The 18,548-nt window shown below is 37.3% G+C and carries 13 protein-coding genes and 5 tRNA genes; 7 read left to right on the top strand and 11 right to left on the bottom strand.

What is annotated here, in order from left to right; all coding sequences use genetic code 11:
• Nucleotides 1–65: 65 nt before the first annotated feature.
• The 3 genes from ACU696_RS09720 to ACU696_RS09710 form a co-directional block, all read right to left on the bottom strand.
• Nucleotides 66–596, bottom strand: a complete 531-nt coding sequence (locus ACU696_RS09720; protein ID WP_004912528.1) for an MltR family transcriptional regulator — start codon at nt 594–596, stop codon at nt 66–68.
• A gap of 100 nt (nt 597–696) precedes the next feature.
• Nucleotides 697–1,857, bottom strand: a complete 1,161-nt coding sequence (locus ACU696_RS09715; protein WP_123382566.1) for a mannitol-1-phosphate 5-dehydrogenase — start codon at nt 1,855–1,857, stop codon at nt 697–699.
• Between the two features lie 11 nt (nt 1,858–1,868).
• A complete protein-coding gene (locus ACU696_RS09710; RefSeq protein ID WP_109911503.1) occupies nt 1,869–3,818 on the bottom strand; it encodes a PTS mannitol transporter subunit IICBA in 1,950 nt (649 codons plus the stop codon).
• 629 nt (nt 3,819–4,447) lie between these two features.
• On the opposite strand from ACU696_RS09710, the gene ACU696_RS09705 reads away from it, so the two are divergent.
• On the top strand, nt 4,448–5,683 hold the full coding sequence (locus ACU696_RS09705) for an ArsB/NhaD family transporter (protein WP_004912534.1): 1,236 nt from the start codon (nt 4,448–4,450) through the stop codon (nt 5,681–5,683).
• Nucleotides 5,684–5,735: 52 nt separating this feature from the next.
• Here the strand turns inward: ACU696_RS09705 and ACU696_RS09700 are convergent, their stop codons facing one another.
• Nucleotides 5,736–6,473, bottom strand: a complete 738-nt coding sequence (locus tag ACU696_RS09700; RefSeq protein WP_109911502.1) for a cyclase family protein — start codon at nt 6,471–6,473, stop codon at nt 5,736–5,738.
• A 227-nt stretch (nt 6,474–6,700) separates the two neighbouring features.
• Nucleotides 6,701–7,543, bottom strand: a complete 843-nt coding sequence (locus ACU696_RS09695) for a MetQ/NlpA family ABC transporter substrate-binding protein (RefSeq protein WP_004912542.1) — start codon at nt 7,541–7,543, stop codon at nt 6,701–6,703.
• Nucleotides 7,544–7,756: 213 nt separating this feature from the next.
• Here ACU696_RS09695 and ACU696_RS09690 point away from each other — a divergent pair, with 213 nt between their 5' ends.
• The 5 genes from ACU696_RS09690 to ACU696_RS09670 all read left to right on the top strand — a co-directional run bounded on the left by ACU696_RS09690 (nt 7,757) and on the right by ACU696_RS09670 (nt 14,155).
• Nucleotides 7,757–8,881, top strand: a complete 1,125-nt coding sequence (locus ACU696_RS09690) for a CMD domain-containing protein (protein ID WP_004912546.1) — start codon at nt 7,757–7,759, stop codon at nt 8,879–8,881.
• Nucleotides 8,882–8,885: 4 nt separating this feature from the next.
• Nucleotides 8,886–10,346, top strand: a complete 1,461-nt coding sequence (locus ACU696_RS09685; RefSeq protein ID WP_209102035.1) for an NAD(P)-binding domain-containing protein — start codon at nt 8,886–8,888, stop codon at nt 10,344–10,346.
• Nucleotides 10,347–10,349: 3 nt separating this feature from the next.
• Nucleotides 10,350–11,363: a methionine ABC transporter ATP-binding protein gene (locus tag ACU696_RS09680; protein WP_109911499.1), complete on the top strand. Its 1,014-nt coding sequence runs from the start codon at nt 10,350–10,352 to the stop codon at nt 11,361–11,363.
• Nucleotides 11,360–12,028, top strand: a complete 669-nt coding sequence (locus tag ACU696_RS09675) for a methionine ABC transporter permease (RefSeq protein ID WP_004264861.1) — start codon at nt 11,360–11,362, stop codon at nt 12,026–12,028. Before ACU696_RS09680 ends, ACU696_RS09675 begins: the two co-directional genes overlap by 4 nt.
• 360 nt (nt 12,029–12,388) lie before the next feature.
• Entirely contained in the window at nt 12,389–14,155 is a 1,767-nt protein-coding gene (locus ACU696_RS09670) for a potassium/proton antiporter (protein ID WP_226537920.1), read from the top strand.
• 246 nt (nt 14,156–14,401) lie between these two features.
• Here the strand turns inward: ACU696_RS09670 and ACU696_RS09665 are convergent, their stop codons facing one another.
• From ACU696_RS09665 to ACU696_RS09640, 6 genes are all read right to left on the bottom strand, one after another.
• Complete coding sequence (locus ACU696_RS09665; RefSeq protein WP_004912555.1) at nt 14,402–14,695, bottom strand: helix-turn-helix domain-containing protein; 294 nt, start codon at nt 14,693–14,695, stop codon at nt 14,402–14,404.
• 1,417 nt (nt 14,696–16,112) lie between these two features.
• Nucleotides 16,113–16,188, bottom strand: a tRNA-Lys gene (locus ACU696_RS09660).
• Nucleotides 16,189–16,221: 33 nt separating this feature from the next.
• Nucleotides 16,222–16,297 (bottom strand) — tRNA-Lys (locus ACU696_RS09655).
• 36 nt (nt 16,298–16,333) lie between these two features.
• Nucleotides 16,334–16,409: transfer RNA gene (locus ACU696_RS09650), tRNA-Val, on the bottom strand.
• Nucleotides 16,410–16,443: 34 nt separating this feature from the next.
• A tRNA-Val gene (locus ACU696_RS09645) sits at nt 16,444–16,519 on the bottom strand.
• Between the two features lie 25 nt (nt 16,520–16,544).
• A tRNA-Val gene (locus ACU696_RS09640) sits at nt 16,545–16,620 on the bottom strand.
• 421 nt (nt 16,621–17,041) lie between these two features.
• Between ACU696_RS09640 and gltX the strand changes: the two genes are divergently transcribed.
• Nucleotides 17,042–18,463 carry a glutamate--tRNA ligase gene (gltX, locus tag ACU696_RS09635; RefSeq protein ID WP_004912558.1) on the top strand — a complete coding sequence of 474 codons (1,422 nt, stop codon included), beginning with the start codon at nt 17,042–17,044 and terminating at the stop codon, nt 18,461–18,463.
• Nucleotides 18,464–18,548: the final 85 nt, after the last annotated feature.

Raw genomic sequence — 18,548 nt, 5'->3', positions numbered from 1 at the left:
TATTATTTCAAACATATTTACCTTGGTAAGTAAACAGTAAAATAGAGATAATAGAATAACCTATTTTAAAATACATCCGTTTCGATAATTTGGGTAATTAAGGCTGTTACAGACAATATCAATGAAGATTTGATCATTTGCTGAAAACGGTGTTTTTGCAATTCAATTAATTGATTATCAATAAGATCTTCCGGCTGATTAAATCTCATCATTTCTGGTAATGGTTCCATACAATGAAGCATTTTAATACTGCCTAAAATTTCATCATCCGTAAAATTTATATTTATTTTTTCTGCAGATAATGACTCATTCAAAGCAAGAAATAATTCTATATCTTCATAGGTTTCACGAGAAATAGCCCCTAACGCAAATAAGAGTTTCAAACGAACCGATAACTCCCCTAATGGGCCATTTCCAGTTAAAAGAGGCTCAACTGCATATTTTACTGCATAGTCATCCTTTCTGAAAACTTTTAACATTAATTTATCAATAGCTTGTGAAATTAAAATAACGACATCTTGAACAAATAAGTGCACCTCTGGTCGTTGATTCAACCGCTCAAGAATTTGATTTTCAATGTTTTGTTTATTTTCCATATTAGCTTCTTTTATCACTTTATGGCTATATTACTTGCTTTCACATAGTAGGTAGCCATAAAGTGATTGAACCTCAATAATTAACCCATTATCCGTAATATTACTTTTTACTCAACATCATTAACTGGTATTGAGTACAAATTTTATCAATTACCTCTGGATATTGCTCTATTCCACAAAGTTGAATGACCGTTTGGGTAAGTCCTTTGTCTGCAATTAACTTTGCCATTTCATTTGCTTGGGGATCAGTTTCACACCTAAAATGCAATGCAGCTGCAATACCTATGATCAGATTTTCATGTGATAATTGATATTCAAATGTACCTAATAACGGCTTAATTAGGCGATCATTTGAACTTAATTTTCGCATAGGTTGTCGTCCTACTCGGCTAACATCATCTTTTAAATATGGGTTCGCAAAGCGGCTCAGTATTTTATCTATGTATTGATTATGTATTTTCGAATCAAAGCCATAACGTTGAATTAATACTTGCCCGCTTTCTTTCATTGCCGATTTAACAATAGTGTGGATCCCCAAATCGCCAATCGCTTCACTAATTGTTTGGTATCCATATAATTGTCCCAGATAAGCTGTTATTGCATGGCCTGTATTTAACGTAAATAGCTTACGTTCGACAAATGCCATTAGATTATCCGTTAATTCCATTCCTTCGATAATAGGAATATCACCAACAAATTGTGTCTGATCAACAATCCACTCACTAAAGGATTCGACGGTAACATCAAGCGGGTCATCATTCGCTGCCTCCATCGGAGGAACAATACGGTCAACTGCGGAGTCTACAAAACCAATATGCTGCTCAACCCATTGATGTAACTCTTCAGGCAATTGAGCCAATACATGTTGCTTTAATTGGCTAGTTCCTCTCACCATATTTTCACATGCAATAATATTGAGTGGCTGGTTATTTCCCAACGATTTTCTATGAATAATGCCTTTAGCTATCGTTGAGGCAATTTTTTCAAGCACTTGAGGCCCGACTGCTGTTGTAAGCATATCTGCCGTTGCAATAAACTCTATCGTTTTAGGATCATTACTATTAACAGCGTGAATGTGTTGGACTTTCTCAATACGATTTTCCTGACCAACAACATGAACATTATAAGATTGTTGATGTGCTAGTTGGTCAATTAATGGCTGATTGACATCCGTAAAAGTGACTTGTGAATTTGCGTCTGCTAATAATTTACCAATAAAACCGCGGCCTATATTTCCTGCACCAAAATGAATGACTTTCATTATTATTCTCCTTATGCTGCACTTTGAGACGCTAAAATTTCGAGTACTTCCTGAACATCTTGGGTTTCACATAAACGCTCAATGACCCCATCTTCATCTAAAGCGGAAGTAATTCGTGTAATAACTTCAATATGCTCATTATTTTGTGCTGCAATACCAATCACTAAGCGAGCAATTTCATCGGGTTCTTCACCAAATTGTACGCCTTTAGGATATTGGCAAATAACAATGCCAGTTTTTAATACGCGGTCTTTGGCTTCTATTGTTCCGTGAGGTACCGCAATAGACTCTCCAAGATATGTTGGTGTTAGTTTTTCACGAGCTAGCATAGCCTCTATATATTCAGGCTCAACATACCCGCCTTCAACTAGCTTCTGCCCTACAAAGCGGATAGCTTGGGTTTTATTTTCTGCCGCCAGATTTAAATGAATGTGCTTCGCACTTAAAGTAAACAAAGCCTCTTCATGTTCGGTTATGTCATATGACTCATCATTAGCCGCAACAATAGTTTGTTTAATTAAATGCCCATCATTAGCTGCCTTAGGATTTTTTTTAGCTATTAAATTCGTGACTAAATCATTATACGTTTGACTATCTAAGAAGTTTGTTAAAGAAATATGGATTGCATTTGGCGCAAATGATTTCGCTCTTTGCGTTAAATCCCTATGAGTGATAACAATATCAACATTTTCTGGTAAATCGTTGATTGCCATATTAGTGACGGTGATGTCTAGCAAGCCAGCATCACGTACTTTTTTGGCTAATACCCCCGCTCCCATTGCACTTGAGCCCATGCCTGCATCGCAAGCGACAATAATGTTGTGCACTTGAGCTAAATTGATAGAAGCATCTTTATTGATTGAATTTACTGATGATGACTTTGATTGCGTTTTCATATTACGCATTTTTTTCGTCGCACTCTCGAGTTCATCATCATCACCAATTCGTGTTCGTTTTAATAAAAGAGCTGAAACGATGAAAGAAACAACTGTAGCACTTGCGACCGATAAAATAACGCCGATAAGTGATGATTTAGGCGTCATCAGTAGAACTGCAAATATTGAGCCCGGGGATGCAGGAGAGACTAACCCAGCATGAAAAAGGTTCATCACAAATACCCCTGTCATTCCACCCAGAATAACAGCAAGAATTAACCGAGGATTCATTAAGACGTAAGGAAAATAAATTTCATGGATGCCACCAAAAAAGTGAATAATTGCGGCTCCTGGCGCAGACTGCTTAGCATTACCTTTGCCAAAAAACATATACGCGAGTAAAACACCTAAACCGGGTCCAGGGTTGGCTTCAATTAAGAAAAAGATGGATGCACCTGTTTCTGATGCTTGCTGAATACCTAGTGGTGAAAAAATACCGTGATTGATAGCATTATTAAGAAATAAGATTTTGGCAGGTTCAACAAAAATAGACGTGAGTGGAAGTAAATTATTCTCCACCATCACATTTACACCGGCTGCTAATATCTTGGATAGCCCTGCAACAAGAGGCCCAATCGCTAAATAAGCCAAAATGGCTAATAACATACCGATAATGCCAGATGAAAAATTATTCACTAACATTTCAAAACCCGTTTTAATTTTGCCTTCTATCCACAAATCAAAACGTTTTATTGCATATCCGCCTAATGGGCCAGCAATCATTGCCCCCATAAACATTGGCATGTCGGCCCCAACAATTACACCCATTGTTGTTATTGCGCCAACTATTCCACCCCGCTCTCCACCGACTAAACGGCCACCGGTATAACCGATTAATAGTGGTAGTAAATAGGTGATCATAGGGCCTACAAGTTGAGCTAATGTCTCATTAGGCCACCAGCCAGTTGGGATAAATAACGCAGTAATTAATCCCCAAGCGATAAAAGCACCGATATTAGGCATAACCATATTACTGAGGAAACGCCCAAAATTCTGTACCTTTAATTTGATATTTGATGTTACCATGACAGAACCCCGTGGTACGAGAATGATAAAGTAGTAACGTTATCGCCAAATAACGTCCGTGATTTTTTCAACACTTTCACTCTAGCATGAGCTTTATCAGATTCGCACCACGTGGGCCTTTATGTGATCAAAGTCACCATTACCCCCCTGTCCACCCTATATTTATATTGATGAAGCTCACAAAAAGCTCGTGTCACTAAATTACATTGATCTTTTTTTGTACTAAAAAATCATTTTTTGTGACTTAAATCACAAATTAAAAAACGTTATTTATCTTTAAATAGTGACTTTTGTCACAATTAATTTTCAGTTTCTCTTTTTTAATCCTATGAGCTGCTATCAAATTCTCAACTGACCAAATACTTTTTTAATTTTGTAATAAAATTACCAAATGTATTTTCTTTGTTTTTCTTTTTATGCTGCAACAAATCAGATTATCGTTTCTTATGGTCAATGCTTGTTATCGCTATTTGTAAACTTCATTCTTAATTACATTATTGTTATCTTTTAGCGACAATCTTAAATGGAGCTAACTGCAACATGTTATTATCAATACATTATTTAGCCTTGCTTCGCTGAGTGTTCATCGATAAATTACCTCTAATTTTCTTAATTAAAATGTGAATATCATGACGTTAACCGTTATTGTTTTTCTTTTAGTTTATATTGCAATGGGCTTTGGTAAGCTACCTGGCTTCAAAGTTGATAGAACGGGCGCTGCGGTTATTGGTGCCCTCGCTATGATGGCTATCGGCAGTATTACACCGCCTCATGCGTGGAATGCTATCGATTACCGAACGATTGGTATGTTATTTGGGCTTATGGTCGTTTCTGCTTCTTTTGTTGTGTCTGGTTTTTATAGTTGGACCGCAAACCGAGTGGCAATGCTAAAAGTTTCTCCCCCTACATTACTCGCGGTTTTAATTCTTGTCGGTGGCTTTCTTTCTGCATTTCTCACTAACGATGTTGTTGTTGTCGCCATGACACCATTATTAGTATCAATTAGTTTATCTCGCGGTTTAAACCCAATTCCATTTTTACTTGGTTTTTGTTTCGCGGCAAATAATGGCGCGGCCGGCTCATTAATTGGTAGCCCACAAAATATGATCGCAGCCCAAGGGCTCGATATCTCGTTTGTAGGCTTATTACAGGCATCAGCAATACCAGCCCTACTTTCTTTACCATTAACATGGTTGGTACTCGTTTGGTTATATCGTAATCGTTGGTATTTGGCTAAAGAAAATACGCTAGCAGCTTCCCCACAAAAAACCCAAGAAACATTAAATGTATGGGAGACAGCAAAAGCTGGTGTTATTACTTTCGCAGTCATCATTGCCTTTATTGTGACTGATATTCCTAAAGAACTTATAGCATTGACTGCTGCTGGGTTTTTATTATTAAACCGGTCCATTGCCTCGAGTGATATGCTTAAACTCGTCGACGGTAATCTTCTATTACTCATCATGGGGTTATTTGTTGTTAACGCTGCTTTTGCCGCCACAGGCCTTCCTCAGCAATTATTAACGGATTTACGAAGCTACGGTGTGGATCTCAATAATCCATTAGCCCTATTTTTAGTGACCGGTGTTCTAAGCACTATCGTTGGAAATAATCCCTCAGTTATGTTACTCGTCCCATTCTTAACACCTGATGGTAATGCCGATTCATTAGGCGCAGCTCTTGTATTGGGTTCAGGCTTTTCAAGTAATTTACTGGTCTTCGGTAGCCTTGCTGGAATTATTGTCGTTGAACAATCAGCGGCATATGGTGTAAAAATCTCTTTCGGTGAATTTTCTAAATCTGGAGGAGTTGTCGCGCTATTGTGTATGCTATTAGCCGCTGCATGGATTATAATTGCTTTATAGCCGTTTTAACCAATCTGCTATTACATTAGCAGATTGGTTATAATTATATTTCCTATGGAAGTATTGCAAAAGAACGCACAGGAAAACCACTGGCATTATTTGGTTTAGCGACAATATTAAAAATCACGGCACCACGTGTGGGCACTTGGTCTAAATTAGCGAGTAATTCAACTTGGTATGTATCTTGCTCTAATACATAATACTCACCGAGTAATGCATTATTTTTTCGAAAATCTTTTGCTGCATCAGTATCAAATGTTTCATGTCCAATAGCTTTTATTCCACGTTCTTCAAATAAAAATTTAAGAGCGTCCATTCCCCAACCCGGTATTTGGTTATTGCCCTCATCATCTTTATTATCCATAAGCTCTTGTGATGGCCAACGTTTACTCCAATCGGTACGTAATGCAACAAAACTCCCGGATTCAATTTGGCCATTTTGTGCTTCAAAATTGAGAATATCATTACGAGAAAATGCAAAATTTGGATCTTCTTTTGCTCTTTCTGATTGGTCTATAACAATCAATGGCAAAACAAGTTCCTTTAATTCGAGTTCATGTAAATAACGCATTCCTTCGACAAAATGACAAGGAGCATCAATATGAGTGCCATATTGGCCTGGAAATGTAAATTGCTGTGCAAAAAAACCCTCTGGATAACCAAATAATGTTTTAAACTCAGCAGAATCAAACATAAAAAAATGCGGTGAATCTTTATCGAAGCTATGTGTCAAATCAACCCATCTTTTAGATTTTATTACATTAAATGCATCAATTAATTCGTTACTCATACTTTCCCCTGTCAGTTTTATTTTTTACATAAACTTATCTATATTCTATTTTTATAATTCAGCTCTTAATCTATTAAATAACGAAAAAACATCAGATTGTCTACAAATTCAACACGAATATTTTTCACATTAAATCAGTAAGATATTTAGTTTATATAGAAAAAACCACTAATTAATAAAAATTAGTGGTTAACGTAATACTAATAATAAAAAAACAGACTAGGGTTTTATTTAGGATATTTGTTCCAGCTTTCAGGTTCAATAAAACCATCGTAAATACGCTGCGAACGAATATAATCTGCATATTCTTTAGACTCAAAAGCTTCTTTCAAATCTTTTGCCCACTGAGCATCTAGGTCTTTTTGCATGACAGTCACAATAACACGATGCTCTAGCGGTGAATTTTCTACGACCAAGCCATCAGCAATGCGCTGACCTGCACTTGCAACATAGTTGCCATTCACAACGACAAAATCGACATCATCTAATAATCGTAACCCTTGTGCTGCATCAGTTTCTCGGATATCTAAGTTATATTTATCAGGCGAAATATCATTAACACTAAAGCTTAATGTACTCACATTTGGCTTAATTTTAATCCAACCTAACTGTTCCAGAATTCTAGCACCACGTTCTGCATTAACAGGGTCATTAGATAGCGCGACGATCATACCATCTTTCACATCATCCAGTGTTTTATGTTTATTTGACCGCAGACTTTGTGGCGCACTCGGTGAATCTGTCAATGCCACCATGTTAATATTATTCTTTTTGTTATAAGCCTCCATATAGGCGCGGCTTTGATTAACAGAAGCATCGATTGAACCTTCTTCAAAAGCAGGATTAATTTGCCTATTCTGCGAAAATTGGCGCAAATTAACCGTATAACCTTTTTTCTCTAAAATCGGGACGATACCTTTATCCACTTGGTCAATATAATTACCAACACCAAAACCTATCGTAATTTGTTTTTTATTCGGATTATCTTTTTCACTATTATCACCACAACCTGCCAACGCAACTAAAGCCGTAGTAATTAAAGACAAGCCTATTATTTTTTGTTTTAACATATGTAACAACCCTGTAAAGATATTTTGGGCAGTATAATCATAATTAGAGAGCACGACTTAGACTATATCGTTATAACTTAATACAAAAGTAATATAAGGGCTTAGTTTAATTTCTTTTGGTTATAAGCATATAACAAATAGATCGTTCGATTAGTGATGTGATTGATATGTAATGAAGGAGATAAAAAACGTTTAAAAAAAGTGAGTTACTTTATGACTATTTCCAATAATGATGTAATTAATTATTTAACTAACTTAACACCAGATTCCAGTCTAACTAAGATTCGCCATGAACGTAATGTGGCGACTGAAAATACTCAAGCCGTATTTGAAGCCATTTTTTCAGCGCCCTCGACACGGCTAACAAGTGATGTGAAATATTATTTTGCCCATGAAGTTGCAAAAATTACAGGAAGTCCCCGCCTTGCTGAATTTTATTTGCAATTAATAAACTCAATTCCTGATGAACCGCTTAGCAAACCACTTGCCACAGCAAAAGAATATCTGCAAGTTTTAACACAGTCACCGAAAGACACTCATTACCAATTGATTGCCGAATTAACTAACCAAGGTTGGCAAGAAAGTGACATTATTTTACTTGCTCAATTAATAACTTATGTCACTTATCAAGCTCGGCTAATCGAAGGGATTCTGTTACTGACGGATAGTAGTAATCTTACAAATAGTGCACCTAAAGTTGTTGCAGGTAAGTGGAACCACCAACCTTTAACCCGCAAAGGAAATTCATCCCCAACCGCTTTTACACAAGATAATTTAGGATGGGAAGCTTGGATTTCAGCAAGAGATGCGAAGACATTATCCGCTGAAGAAGCCCAAGTTATGAAAAAATTTGGTCAATTAAACTCTGAATATTTTTTACTACTTGCCCATCAAAGCAAAATTTTAGAATTACGAACTTTAATTGACCGTGGCGTATTTTATACCTCTGAAGGGCTACCTCGCTGGGAACGTGAATTTGCAGCAGCTGTAACTAGTAAAGTTAATGGTTGCATATACTGTGCTTCTGTTCACGCAAGAAAAGCCAGTCAATATGCAAAAGAGCGACGCGCTGATGTTGATAAACTATTAGCAACGGCGACAGGTTCAGTACTTGCAGAAGGTTTTGATGACAGACTACTAGCCATCACAGATTTGGTTGCTTCCTTGTCTGCAACCCCCATCCAAGCCACATCATCACAAATTAAAGAGTTACAAACGCTAGGCTTGTCTGAACTTGAATTACTCGATTTAGTTCAATCAACAGCCTTCTTTTCATGGGCGAACCGCTTAATGTTATCACTAGGAGAACCCTTTGAAATAGCCGAGGGCAAGGAGTAATTCAATGGAACTGATTATGGGTTTAGAGGCATTAGAAGCGCAAATAAAACAAGATTTGCAATATTTAAATTTACCAATAACGTCTTGGTCATTATCAAAAAACTGTCCTGAAAACCAAGTTATTGATGTCGCTATCATTGGCGCGGGCATGTCAGGGATTACAGCAGCTTTCGCTCTGAAATTACGCGGAATTAACGCCATTGTTTTCGATCAGGCCGCTTCTGGCAAAGAAGGCCCATGGCAAAGCCCTGCACTAATGGAAACATTACGTTCACCAAAACATGTGGTTGGCCCTGCACTTGCATCTCCCTCATTAACTTTCCAAGCTTGGTTTAAAGCCCAATTTGGTATTCAAAAATGGGATGAACTTGATAAAATTCCACGTTTGCAATGGGGTGAATACCTGCAATGGTATAAAACCATGACTGAACCCCATGTGCTTAATCAATACCATCTCGTTGATGTACAACTTAATGATAACTACCGTGAATTAATTTTTAATACCCCTGAAGGAACAGTCAGTTATCAAGCACAACATGTTATTTTAGCAACGGGTATGGAGTCTTTTAGTGAGGCCAATATCCCTAGCTTTATGAATGATATTCCAACAGCCTATTGGGAACACTCCTACGCAGGCACTGACTATCGCCGTTTTAAAGGCTTAGATATTGGTGTTGTAGGTTATAGTGCAGGAGCGATGGATAGCTCAGCAACGGCATTAGAAAATGGCGCTAATTCGGTTGAAATTTTGATCCGAGCTAACGATATGCCTCGTGTAAACCGAGGAAAAGTTGCTGGAAGTGCAGGTTTTACCAATGCATATACCTATTTTACCGATGCTCAAAAGTGGCATTACACGGATTATGTTGCTAAAGCTAAAACACCAGCCCCTCACGGAAGTACCTTGAGAGTCTCTCGCCATGAAAATGCTTATTTCAATTTCAATACTCAAGTTAAATTTATTGAAGTAAAAAACAAAAAGTTGCACGTCACGACCACAACAGGCAAATTCATATTAGATTATTTAATCTTGGCAACTGGCTATCGAATTAATTGGGCTAAGGACAGAGCTTTTCATCAATTATCTCCGCTAGTCAAAACATGGGGGGATGCATACACACCATCTTTCCATGAGGAAAATGCAGAGTTAGCTTCACACCCTTATTTAGGTAATCACTTTGAATTTCAAGCTAAAAGCAACTCAGACACATTAAAAATCAATCAGTTATATTGTTTTAATTTAAGCGCATCACTCAGCATGGGGCCCGTTATAGGGTTAATCCCCGGAACGAATATTGGAGCTGAACGATTGGCTGACCATATTGCCGCTCAATTGTATCTGAACCATCAAGAACAACATCTTGAGCAAGTCAAAAATAGCCAAGAAGCTGAATTATTAGGTGATGAGTGGCTCCCCGCTGCACCACCTTCAGAACGTATGCAATTAACTGATAATGTAGAGTAAATTATGATTACCTTTCAAAATATTCAAAAAGTCTATGAAAAAGATGGGCAGTCTTTAGTTGCATTGCAAGATATTAATTTGCATATCAATAAAGGGGATATCTTTGGATTTATTGGTTATAGCGGAGCTGGTAAAAGCTCACTTATCCGCCTAGTGAATCAATTAGAAAAACCAACCAGTGGTGCTGTTATCATTAATGGCCAAAATATTGCTGAGCATACCCCAGCAGAAACTCGTTCACATAAAAAAAGCATCGGTATGATTTTCCAGCATTTTAATTTACTGGAAACGAAAACTGTCGCACAAAATATTGCGATGCCCTTAGTACTCTCAGGTATCGATAAACAGGAAATCACTCAGCGAGTTGATAGCATTCTTGAATATGTCGAACTTAGCGATAAAAAAAACCAATACCCAGGGCAGTTATCTGGTGGACAAAAACAACGAGTTGGTATTGCTCGCGCTTTGATCAATAACCCACAAATTTTATTATGTGACGAGGCCACCTCAGCACTTGACCCACAAACGACTCGCTCAATTTTGCAATTATTAAAAAAGATCAACCAAGAGCAACATATTACTATCTTACTCGTGACTCACGAAATGGAAGTTATTGAACAAATCTGTAACCGTGTTGCTGTTATGGAATCAGGTAAAATTGTCGAAGAAGGAACCGTACTTGATATTTTTGCCAACCCGCGCCAAGACACAACCAGAAAGTTTGTAGGAACCGTGTTAAACGAAGAAATTCCAGAGCGCGTTCTACATAACTTAGAACATCAACAAGATGTTTATCGTCTTGAATTTTTAGGAACTTCCGCTCAACAACCTGTTGTTAATGAGTTAATACTGAAAGAAATTGTCAAAATAAATATTTTATTTGCCAACATGAAAGAAATCAGTGGTGTCGTGCTAGGTAGCATGTTTGTCCAATTTATTGGTGATAAAGAAAAAATGGATGAGGCGGTTTCTTTTCTTCGTCAACGTGGGGTTGCTGTCAATAAGGGGGCAATATGACACAATTATTCGAAACCGCTTTAACAACTAAACAGTTTTTATTAGCGATGTCAGAAACCTTTACGATGGTCAGCGTTGCACTCGTATTAGGCTCTATATTTGGGATTCTGTTAGGTATCGTACTTGTTGTAACGAGGCCAGACGGTATTTGGGAAAATAAATGTATTTATCGTATAGTGAACCCTATTATTAATATTATTCGCTCATTGCCTTTTATCATATTATTAGTTGCAATGATCCCCCTAACACGCTTTATGGTTGGAACCTCAATAGGAACAACTGCAGCAATTGTACCATTAGTTATTTTTATTGCTCCTTATACTGCACGTTTAGTTGAAAACTCATTACTCAGCGTACATTCAGGTATTATTGAAGCGGCTGATTCTATGGGAGCAACAAATTGGCAAATTGTTTGGCACTTTATTTTACCTGAGGCGAAGTCATCATTAATCCTAAGTTTAACCGCTGCCAGTATTACTTTAGTTGGTGCAACCGCCATGGCAGGCGCCGTTGGTGGTGGTGGTGTGGGTGACTTAGCTCTAAACTATGGTTACCAGCGTTTTGATAATGTCGCAATGGCTATCACCGTTGTTACATTGGTAATTATCGTTCAAGGCATGCAATTTATTGGCGACTATTTAGCTAAAAAAGCTCGCTATCATTAGTGTAATGGTGAAGGTCGAAAATTTTTTCGGCCTTCTTTATTTTGACCTTACTTTATAAATGCCTATTCCCTCCCTTCAATACTTCTCTCCCCACGCCATAATTATCTTTGATTAAAAAAATATAATAAGCCCACCTCGATGCTTACTTATTCAAATTTATCGTTTTTTTACGTGCTTTAACTCACTTTAATGACAAAAAATGCGATAAATAATCAAATTATTTAAATTTATTTATATTATAATCATGTAGATATACTTTTTAATGGATATTATCGGCTTTTCGCTAAAATAATCTATTCTCAGTGTATATTTAGTTATCTTGCTATTTTGACATTTTTTGCTTTCTACGCGCGCTTTACGATGCATCGTCAGCGTTTTATTCACTTACAGATTAAACTGATTATGCCAACTATTGAACAACTCATTTTATTGATTTCTATACTCATTCTTTTGGGTATTTTCTCTAGCAAATTGTCAGCTAGACTTGGTTTACCCATGCTAGTCATGTTTTTATTTATTGGCATGTTAGCCGGTGAAGATGGGATAGGTAAGATTACGTTTGATAACGTTAATGTTTCGTATGCCGTTGGTTCTCTTGCTCTTGCTTTAATTTTATTTGATGGAGGTCTGCAAACATCCGTAAAGTCAATTCGTTTAGTTTGGAAACCGTCTTTTACACTAGCAACACTTGGCGTTCTTGTAACTGCTGGTGTAACTGGGCTCGCCGCAGCTTATATTCTCGGTGTCCCTCTGCTTGAAGGGCTACTACTTGGCGCTATCGTCGGTTCTACCGATGCCGCTGCCGTCTTTTCCTTACTGCGCAACGCTGGGATCTATTTAAACGAGCGTCTGCAATCTACTTTAGAAATAGAAAGTGCAACCAATGATCCTACTGCCATATTCTTAACGGTTGGTTTATTACAACTCTTAATGAATCCACAAGCTTCAGGTAGTGAATTAATTTTGCTATTTTTTAGCCAGATGGGAATAGGGACAGTTGTTGGCTTGAGTGTTGGCTGGGTTTCAGTCAAAATTATCAATAAGATTAAGCTACTAGCAACTGGATTATATCCTGTCCTTGTCGCTGCATGTGGACTACTTTCTTTCGGGCTCGCCAGTAACTTAGAAGGCAGTGGTTTCTTATCTATTTTTGTTACCGGTGTGGTAATTGGTAATCATCGGTTTGTTTTTCAACGTAATACATTTTTATTCCATGATGGATTAGCATGGCTAAGCCAAATTATCATGTTCGTTATGTTAGGGTTACTTGTCAACCCAAGTTCTCTTATTGAAGTCTGGCTTGAAGGCTTAGTTATCGCCCTTGTCTTAACTTTTATTGCGAGGCCATTGGCTGTAATACCTGTCCTAAAATTATTTGGTTTTCCAAAACCTGAAATAACATTGATTTCCTGGGTAGGTTTACGTGGCTCAGTGCCTATTATTCTCGCTATTTTCCCGTTTATCTACGGGCTACCTAATGCCCATCTGATTTTTGACGTGGTTTTCTTTGTGGTATTAATCTCAGCAACTTTACAAGGCTCAACCTTGCCTTATGTAGCACGTAAATTGAATTTAATGCAGCCACCTCCATTGATCCCTGCAGCCACTTTAGATATTACCGCAGTAGACCAAATAGATGCTGATTTAGTGGAATATACTTTAGGGGAGGATTGCTCTGCGGTAGGTCGTCGGTTATCACAATTAGCATTACCAGACCAAACTGTCATTGCAATGATTACGAGAGAAAAAAGTGTTTTACCACCAAGGGGGTCAACTATTCTTCACGCTGATGACCATTTATTCGTTGTTCTTAAACCTGAAAACCGTATTTTCCTTGAACGTCTTTTTTCAGAAAAAAATATCTCTGAGCACATACCTATTGAACTACCCGATACAGGGTTAAGTCTAAAAGGAACGACGCGATTAAATGAGATCCAATCCTCTTATGGTATTCAAATTGATAACGGCGATGAAAGGACGCTTAACCAATTTATTTATGCTTCTATATCGAGTCCTTTACAAGATACCGTCATAAAACTAGAACAACTGCAATTAAGAATTGGAGAAATGATCGAAACACGTATCGTCACAGTAATATTAGAGCCAATTCAAGAACAAGAAAGTTAACTAGGCATAAGCACGCCAGAAAAACTACCCCCATACCGAGTGAAATATTAAGTAATTGTTAGTTTAAGGATATAAAAATAAAAGCCCTTTCGGGCTTTTATTTGTTCTATTATGAAACATAAGCTAAAAATAGCTATTGTCTTATTTAAATCATACACAGCAGATACATTTAATTTACGTTCCCAATTGAAATAATTAAGAACGAAAGTTAATTACGTTTCATTCTGAGACAATATGGATATTTGGTTATACAAGGGTATATGCAGAGCTTTCAAACCCTTTATCACCAGTGCTCTCATCTACTTGAGTATCATCTTGTAGGACTTCACTAAAAAACTCACCCATGTTAACGTCTAAAACTTTTAACACTCGAACAAGGCAATCTATATCAATACGATTAACACCGCGCTCGTAACGAAATAGCTGCTGTTCACTTATATCTATCTCTTTAGCTAACTGAAAAACAGTAAAGCCTTGAGCTCTTCTAAGGGCTTTTATTTTTTGTCCAACTGCACAAGCGACAGGATATTTCGTGTTCATAAACATTCTCGCTTCAATTTATATTAAGGAAATAAAAATTAGCAGATAATTATCTACATATTTTATTTTTATATTTATGTGTATAACATTTGATAATGCTATAGTCGATTCAGCATATATCGGAAAGAATGATATACTACCATTATAATTAGTTTCAACTAGTCCTAAATTGACATTGCAACTATGTAACAAAGTATTTCACTCTATACACTTCATGTTTAAAATCAAAATAGTGCTGTAATATCACCTAGTTACGCACAAAATGAGTAATACCTCATGCTTATATTCCATAAGACACCCACCTTTCTTTGGAATATTTATCTAAAAAAGACCCATATAGCCGATGTATAATCTAAAAACAAAGGAAATAAACAGAATTATTTAACACTGTAACAATATTAATGTTATTGATACAATTTAAGTTGGAGAAATGTGATAAACCCAGTTTAGATGGTACTTTTATGTAAAAAATAGTAAAAACAATCAATTTTATCTCTAAAACTCTCTGATTCGACAAAATATCAGTACGCTAAAAAGCCAGTTAACCTGTTACAATTAGCGAAATAGTAAATTTTTAAAGTAGCAAGAATAAAATTTATAATATTCAAGTACCAAACATAACAAAACCATAACGTTAAGAAAGCTTATTATTCATTTTACTAGATGAGCATCACAAAATTATGAAAAATGACTTTCATCGACAATCTAATTTGGTTCTTACTAGTTTCTATTTTTTACAGTACGCAGATTGCTATAATATTTCAAAAACAAACACGATCTCAGAGTTTATAACCAAGATGTAGTATCTCACATTTACGATATAATAAAAATAGTTTATAAAAAATTGATATGTACTTTCTCTATTCCACAAAATAGCAATTAGACATTCATTTATACAATTTTATTTTGTCATTTATGCCTAATTAAATCATTATAGTCTATCGCTTACTCCTTTATTATCTATTAGTAGTAAAATATATTCTGCTAATGCCATATAGAAATATAGGTGTAAGAACGAAATGATCATTGCAAAGCGCATCCTGAATTATTCTACATATCAGGCAAGCAGTATAATTGCTAATTACTTTAATCCTTATTGAGTCCTTTAAGAAATAAAACTGCCATAATATGTGTGTATTCGCTAGATTTAGTCTGCAATAACACCATGTCTTAATGGTGGGTCGTACAGGATTTTCCCTACGGGCTGAACCTGCAACCAGCTTGTCGAGGTATAGCTTGGCAACTTGAGTATTTACTTGATTGGGAATTAACTTAGAAATGGCTGAGATGGTGGGTCGTGCAGGATTTAAATCCTTCGGATTTTCCCTACGGGCTGAACCTACAACCAGCTTGTCGAGGTATAGCTTGGCAACTTGAGTATTTACTTGATTGGGAATTAACTTAGAAATGGCTGAGATGGTGGGTCGTGCAGGATTCGAACCTGCGACCAATTGATTAAAAGTCAACTGCTCTACCGACTGAGCTAACGACCCATCTTGGAAATTCTGATTTTTTTACTGCTTAGATGGTGGGTCGTGCAGGATTCGAACCTGCGACCAATTGATTAAAAGTCAACTGCTCTACCGACTGAGCTAACGACCCATCTAAATTGTATTTTAATGCAAGTATCTAATGAAGTGGTGGGCGATAGCGGGCTCGAACCACTGACCCCCTCCTTGTAAGGGAGGTGCTCTACCAACTGAGCTAATCGCCCACTTCATGACTTATATTACATTATAATAAATAATTGGTGGGCGATAGCGGGCTCGAACCACTGACCCCCTCCTTGTAAGGGAGGTGCTCTACCAACTGAGCTAATCGCCCAATTATTTATTGTCATCGTCAACGGTGGTGGGCGATAGCGGGCTCGAACCACTGACCCCCTCCTTGTAAGGGAGGTGCTCTACCAACTGAGCTAATCGCCCCGTCGTCGATGGAGGTGCATTATAGGGATACTGAGTTCTGAGTCAACGCTTTTTCAATAGATTTTTATCGTTCGTTGCAAAAATAATCAAGATGTTTCAATATTCACCAGAAAAGCTGCCTTTTTAATCAATTACCTATCATTTTCTCTTTGTTCTTTTAAGAAAAAAACAGAAATTATTTTTAAAGCGCATTTATTTATGTCAAATTTGTCGAAACTGCGTAATTTCTTATCTTCTATTCTGATAACTTGATTGAGGAATCATTGTAGGATGATAGAATAGATACACATTTTAGCAATGCTTAGACATTTCGCTGTTTAGAACATCAAACTTGCTACCCAGTTAACTGTGCTTGTTTTTAGTCTTTTACAGTAAATAGATAAGCGCTTCAAAAACATGTTTTGCAATTAAGGCAATCTCGATGAGTAAAATCAAAACCCGTTTTGCGCCAAGTCCAACTGGCTATTTACACGTTGGTGGTGCACGTACCGCTCTGTATTCCTGGTTATTTAGTCGCCACAATCAGGGCGAATTTGTCCTGCGTATTGAAGATACTGACTTAGAACGTTCAACTCAGGAAGCTATCGACGCCATTATGGACGGTATGAACTGGTTGAATTTAAATTGGGATGAAGGCCCTTATTATCAAACTAAACGTTTTGACCGTTATAATGATGTCATTGATCAAATGTTAGATGCGGGTACCGCTTATCGTTGTTATTGTTCAAAAGAGCGTCTAGAAGCGTTACGTGAAGAACAAATGGCAAATAACGAAAAGCCTCGGTACGATGGTTGCTGCCGTGATCATGCTCACAACCATACGCCAGATGAGCCACACGTTGTTCGTTTTCGTAATCCACAAGAAGGTTCCGTTATTTTTGACGACAAAATTCGTGGGCCAATTGAGTTTAGTAATCAAGAACTGGATGACTTAATCATTCGCCGTACTGATGGTTCCCCGACATATAATTTCTGCGTCGTAATTGATGACTGGGATATGGAAATCACTCATGTTATTCGTGGTGAAGACCATATTAATAACACACCTCGCCAGATCAATATTCTAAAAGCATTAGGGGCACCAGTGCCTGTGTATGCCCACGTGTCAATGATCCTAGGTGATGATGGTAAAAAACTGTCAAAACGCCATGGTGCAGTTAGCGTTATGCAGTACCGTGATGACGGTTATTTGCCGCAAGCGCTTCTTAATTATCTTGTGCGTTTAGGTTGGTCTCATGGTGACCAAGAAATTTTCACCGTTGAAGAAATGAAAGAGTATTTCAGCCTTGATGCTATCAGTAAATCAGCAAGTGCGTTTAACACTGAAAAACTGCAATGGTTAAACCACCACTATATCAATACATTACCAGCAGAAGAAGTTGCAACCTATCTTGCATGGCATATTGAACAACAAAACATTGATACCAGCACAGGGCCTCAATTAGTTGATCTAATCAAATTACTGGGTGAACGCTGCAAGACATTGAAAGAAATGGCGGAATCCTGCCACTATTTCTACCAAGATTTTGAAGAGTTTGATGCTGATGCCGCGAAAAAACACTTACGACCTGTTGCACGTCAACCGTTAGAAGTCGTAAAAGATAAGTTAGCTGCGATCACTGATTGGACGGCTGAAAATGTTCATCAAGCCATCGAAGCTACTGCAGCTGAATTAGAAGTGGGTATGGGTAAAGTGGGAATGCCTTTACGTGTTGCTGTAACAGGTGCCGGCCAATCTCCAGGCCTTGATGTGACCGTTCACGCTATCGGCCAAGCCCGTTCAATCGCTCGTATTGAAAAAGCACTTTCATTTATTAGTGAGCGCGAATCAAGCGCACAATAATAACGACTAAAATTAAATAACCTCATGCGTCTTATCACGTATGAGGTTATTATTTATATATTACCTGGGTTCATATAAAATCTTA

Source organism: Providencia sp. PROV_01, from assembly GCF_053098325.1.
The sequence above is the reverse complement of the archived record's forward strand: the minus strand, read 5'-3'. Positions and strand labels throughout refer to the sequence as shown.